This is a genomic window from Stieleria sp. (assembly GCF_041595215.1).
In the GTDB taxonomy this organism is placed as follows: Bacteria; Planctomycetota; Planctomycetia; order Pirellulales; family Pirellulaceae; genus Stieleria; species Stieleria magnilauensis.
On record NZ_JBFHKV010000681.1, the window covers coordinates 1 to 4,779 of the forward strand.

The 4,779-nt window shown below is 59.1% G+C and carries 6 protein-coding genes; 3 read left to right on the forward strand and 3 right to left on the reverse strand.

All coding sequences use genetic code 11. The features are described 5' to 3' along the window. Window positions 1–992: Gfo/Idh/MocA family protein (locus tag ABX749_RS22380; protein WP_372897938.1), on the reverse strand; the 992-nt coding region annotated here is incomplete at its 3' end. 150 nt (window positions 993–1,142) lie between these two features. Between ABX749_RS22380 and ABX749_RS22385 the strand changes: the two genes are divergently transcribed. Next, window positions 1,143–1,394 (forward strand): Rho-binding antiterminator, encoded by a 252-nt coding sequence (locus ABX749_RS22385; RefSeq protein ID WP_372897939.1) that lies wholly within the window; start codon window positions 1,143–1,145, stop codon window positions 1,392–1,394. A 21-nt stretch (window positions 1,395–1,415) separates the two neighbouring features. On the opposite strand, the gene ABX749_RS22390 is transcribed toward ABX749_RS22385, so the two are convergent. Next, window positions 1,416–2,447, reverse strand: coding sequence for a zinc-binding dehydrogenase (locus ABX749_RS22390; RefSeq protein WP_372897940.1), 1,032 nt, complete (start codon window positions 2,445–2,447; stop codon window positions 1,416–1,418). Window positions 2,448–2,488: 41 nt separating this feature from the next. Then, a complete protein-coding gene (locus ABX749_RS22395) occupies window positions 2,489–3,352 on the reverse strand; it encodes a PEP-CTERM sorting domain-containing protein (protein ID WP_372897941.1) in 864 nt (287 codons plus the stop codon). Window positions 3,353–3,577: 225 nt separating this feature from the next. Between ABX749_RS22395 and ABX749_RS22400 the strand changes: the two genes are divergently transcribed. Next, entirely contained in the window at window positions 3,578–4,318 is a 741-nt protein-coding gene (locus ABX749_RS22400) for a DUF2314 domain-containing protein (protein ID WP_372897942.1), read from the forward strand. A 117-nt stretch (window positions 4,319–4,435) separates the two neighbouring features. Next, on the forward strand, window positions 4,436–4,779 hold a 344-nt coding region (locus ABX749_RS22405; protein ID WP_372897943.1), incomplete at its 3' end, for a PhnD/SsuA/transferrin family substrate-binding protein.

Below are 4,779 nucleotides of genomic sequence, written 5' to 3' on the forward strand. Positions count from 1 at the left end.
ATCTGTTCGGCGACCAACTTGCTGCAGCCGGGGATCTGGCGACAGTAACTGTGCAAAATCGTTCCGTCGGCGTATTCGTAGTTGACCGCATGGTGGTCAAAGATGTTGCCATACTGCTTGCCGGTGCGGACTTGACGCCCGCCCATCCCTTCGGCCCGTACCGGGTGATCACCGAACGCCCAGTTACAGACATCCAGATTATGGATGTGCTGTTCGCAAATGTGATCGCCGCTCAACCAGTCAAAGAAATACCAGTTACGAACCTGGTACTGCAGCTCGGTCAAGTCTTCGCGCGGCAACGCCGTTTTGGCAGGAAAGCCGGTGTTCCAAAAGCAACGCATCGAAACGATTCGTCCGATTTCACCGCCATGAATCCGCTTCATCGCCTCCAGATAAATGTCTTGATGGTGCCGTTGCAGCCCCACGCCGACTTTCAGGTTCGCTTGCCGCGCTTTTTCGCCTGACGCCAAAATCCGTCGCACGCCGTGGGCGTCGCTGGCCAGCGGCTTTTCCATGAACACGTGTTTGCCCGCATTGACCGCTGCTTCAAAATGCAGGGGTCGATAGCCGGGAGGCCCGGTCAAGATGACCAGATCGACATCGGACTCGATGATTCGGCGGTAGGCATCCAAGCCGACGTATTGACGTTCCGGCGGGACATCGATGGCGTTCCCAAAACCGCTACCCTTCTCGATGTTTGACTTGCCGGCTTTCCCACGCATCAGCGAGCTGTGACTGATTCGCAAGCGGTCCGGAAACGCGTCCGCCATCGCCCACAGCACCGCCTCGCGACCGGTGGACAGGGAATGGGCGGCCGCACCGGTGCCACGGCCCCCGCAGCCGATCAATCCGATCTTGATGCGATCTGATCCCGCGGCATAGGCCCGGGTGGCCAGCGCCGAGGGCACGACACCGGCCGCTAAAGTCGATGCGATCGCCCCCCGCCGCGTGAGTCCGCGGGGTGAGGACTTTGTGTTGGGTTCCTCGTGCATGTCCCGAACCGCCTTTCTGTGGGGAAGGATTCGTCGTGGTCGTCCCAGCGTCGTCCTTGGTCTGCCGTGGATCGGCTAGTATATCCAATGGCAACGGGCCCCGCGCAACGTGACGTGCCCGAGTCACACGCCTCCGATCGAAACGAAACAATGGACGAACCCTACACTCCGATCAGTTGTGCCTTCTACGACCGACTCGAAATCCTGGCGATGCGCAAAACGCCGACCACGATCCGTTACCGAGACGACGATGACCACGAGCAACAGATCGCGGCGGTGGTGGTCGATGTTTATTCCAAACACAAACAGGAATGGGTGAAGCTCGACGACGGGACGACCATTCGCCTGGATCGCCTGATCAGCGCCGACGGCCATCCGCTGTCCGATGAATGTCAGTCCTAGCGCCGCGGAAGCACCGACCGGTCAACAGAACTCTAAGACCGCCTTCACGCATCCGTCTTTTCCGCCGGCAAACGTCTGATAGGCTTCTTCAGCGTCTTCCAGCCCGAACCGGTGGGTAAAACACCACGACAGATCCATCGGCTCGTTCAACAACAGGTCCGGCAAGACATCCATGTAGCTTCGTGCCGGACACCGTCCGGTGCGATAGGTCAAATTTTTGTCGTACGCTTGGGCCGGACTAAAGGCAAAGTTCGGCGTGCAATGACAGCCGATCACCGACATGCGTCCTCCCGGCCGGATCAACCGGTACGCCAATCTCTGGGCCTCGGGCAAACCGACAAACTCCATCACTCCGTCGGCCCCGCGTCCATCGGTCGCCGCATGCACCGCTGACACCGCATCGTCGGCGTTTTCAAACACGGTCGCACCGAGTTGTTCGGCAATTTGCAAACGTGCTGTATTAGGGTCGATCGCGAACAGGTTCCGTGCTCCCATTCGCCGCGCACACTCGATCGCCAGCAACCCGACCGTTCCACAGCCGACGATCGCGAACACCTCATCGTCGACGGACTGCGGATCGATGGCCATCGACGCACCGAAGTAGCCGGTGCTCAAATTGTCGCCGAGCAACAACGCCGCCTCGCCATGCAATCCCTCGGGGACGTTCATCAGTGTGCCATCGGCCAGCGGCACTCGGACCCGCTGAGCCTGGCCGCCGTGCAGCCCGACCGAATTCTGACGCCATCCGAACAGTTGCCCGCTGGGGCAGCGTGACGACAATCCACGCCGGCAATAAAAGCACGTTCCGCAATTCGTCGTGAACGGACTGAAGACACGATCTCCGATCGCAATCCCCCGCACCGCGTCACCCACTTCGACCACGCGGCCGACGAATTCGTGGCCCATCACCGTGCCGCGATCCAAGCCGACCTCGCGACCGAAATACGGATGCAAATCACTGCCGCACAGCCCGGCCAATTCGACTTCCACCACCGCATCGGTCACCGTTTCCAGTTTCGCATCCGGAATGCTTTGCACGGAAACGTCTTTCACGGATTGAAAACAAACGGCGCGCATCGATGGTGATCTTCAGCCTAAGGAAACGTCAGACACTGGGCGAACGATCCACGCCGCCGCCGTGTCCGCATGACCAGAACGCAAGTTATCAGCAAAAGCAGAATCCAGGAAGAAGGCTCGGGGATCGCTGCCGGACGGAACGCCAGCCCCACATTAAAAGCGTCAAACCCCAGGTCGCCGACGACTTCGCCCACCCCCGTCGACCGGTTGAGTCGAACCAGCGTGTCGTCATTGGTGTTGATGCCGTAAAGTCGATTTTCGCCCGAGTGAAACGCCAGCGCCGCGACACTGGTTAAACCGGTGCTGCCGATCTCGGTGGCGGCTCCCGTACTGGTGTTGACCGAGTAAAGCGTGTCCAAAAAACCGTCGGTCATCCATAGCTGTTGATTCTGGTTGTCGTATCCCAATCCATGACCGCCGACATTCACGCCATAGGCCCCGACCGGCGTGGCTGCGCCGGTGGTGCGGTCAATGGTGAACAACGAATCTGTCGCGCCGCTTCCGCCGTAGAGCACCTGTGAATCGGGATCAAACACCAAACCTGAAATCGCTAGGAAACCTGTATCTCCGACCAGGCTGGCCTGACCGGTCGATTGGTCCACCCGAAAGAGTTGACTGTTGACACCGTTGCTGCTGGTCATCAACAGGTTGCCGTCGACCGAATCGTAAGCCAGCCCGATCAAACTGGGCGTCAGTCCCAAGCTTCCGACGCGGGTCGCATTTCCAGTCGTCGTATTGACCGTCCACAGACTGGACGAATTGCCGTCGGCCAAATACAGCACCGGCTCGGCATACACTGCGAGCGGCGGAACAACACCGAGCGGTGAAACAACACACAGGGCAACGACACAGCAGAGACGTCGCAAAAAGGATGGATTCATCTCGATCGTGTTCCTGTCCAGCGGCAGCAATTGCAAAGCTTTCCCCCAACAAATCTCTCACCAAACGGTGCGGACGATCGCGTGGCTGGGCGCAGTTTCCCCGCACCCCTTCGATCTCGGCTTTGCCACTCTAACTGCAATTCGCGCGGGTATCAACAATTTGGGTCCACCCGAACCGCTACAATGTGGTAGGCCGACGAACAACACGGATGACGGAAACGCAAAATGAACCACTCCAATCCTGTCACCTACCACCTCGGCAATGATCCACAGATGCTCCGCGCATCGAAAGCGGCACGAGAATCGTTTCGACGATTCTTCAATTGTGTCAGCCAGGACTTCAACCGCATCGTCCCGGCGTGCGAGCTGTCCTGCGTCAAGGTCCCCTTTTGCGACGACTTTTCCGATCCCGATTCTGACCTGGAACACATGTGGATCGAGCAGGTTGATTTTGACGGCATCCACGTCACCGGCGTGCTGCTCAACGCGCCAAACAAGCTGCGTTCGGTCACCGAGGGTGACGACGTCGAGATTCCGCTGCCCCAATTAGACGATTGGCTGTGCGTGATCAACGGAGTGGTCTACGGCGGTTTCACCGTGCAAGTGATCCGCTCGCGAATGGACGCGGTCGAGCGTCAGCGTCACGACGAAGCTTGGGAATTGGATTTTCCGCCACCGGAATCGGTCAACATTCCCGAAACCAGCGAGGCGTTCGAAGACGCGATCGCGACGGTTCTCGCCCAACAGATCGCGGCCGACCCCGCCTCCGTCCACGAAGTGTTTGACGGCGGCCGAACCTTGCTGCACATGGTCTCCCTGTTCGGAAGGGTCAAATCGGTGAACGTCCTGCTGGAGAACAACGCCAATGTCCATGCAACATGCGATCGCGGCTGGACGGCGATTGATTACGCCCGATCACTCGACTGGACAGACGTGATGGAGTCATTAAAACAAGCCGGCGGTTGATTGCCGTCCACCACCCAAGAACCTGATGCCCCGAAGGACCGGAGGATGTTGATGTCAAAGGCAAAGATATCAAAGGCAAAACAGTGCCAATCCCCGGGGCGTGCGTGCCGCCTCGCCGTGCTCCTGCCCGTCGTCGCCGTCCTGTTGATCGGATGTTCTGCTCCGACACCGACTGCGCCGACGGTCCGAACGATTCGCATCGGCGTGTTGCCCGATGAAAGCCGCAGCATGCTGGAACAACGGTACTTGCCGCTGGTGGCTTACCTGGAAGACAGCACCGATTTGTCATGCCAGTTGGTGCTGCATGGATCTTACGAGCAATTGCAGGCCGCCTTCGAAGCCGGCGACGTCGAATTGGCGTGGCTGGGCGGTTACACCTTTGTCAAACTGAACCGATCCCATCACGCCGTCCCGTTGGTTTCACGCGACCGGGACCTGCGTTTCACCAGCTATTACCTGAC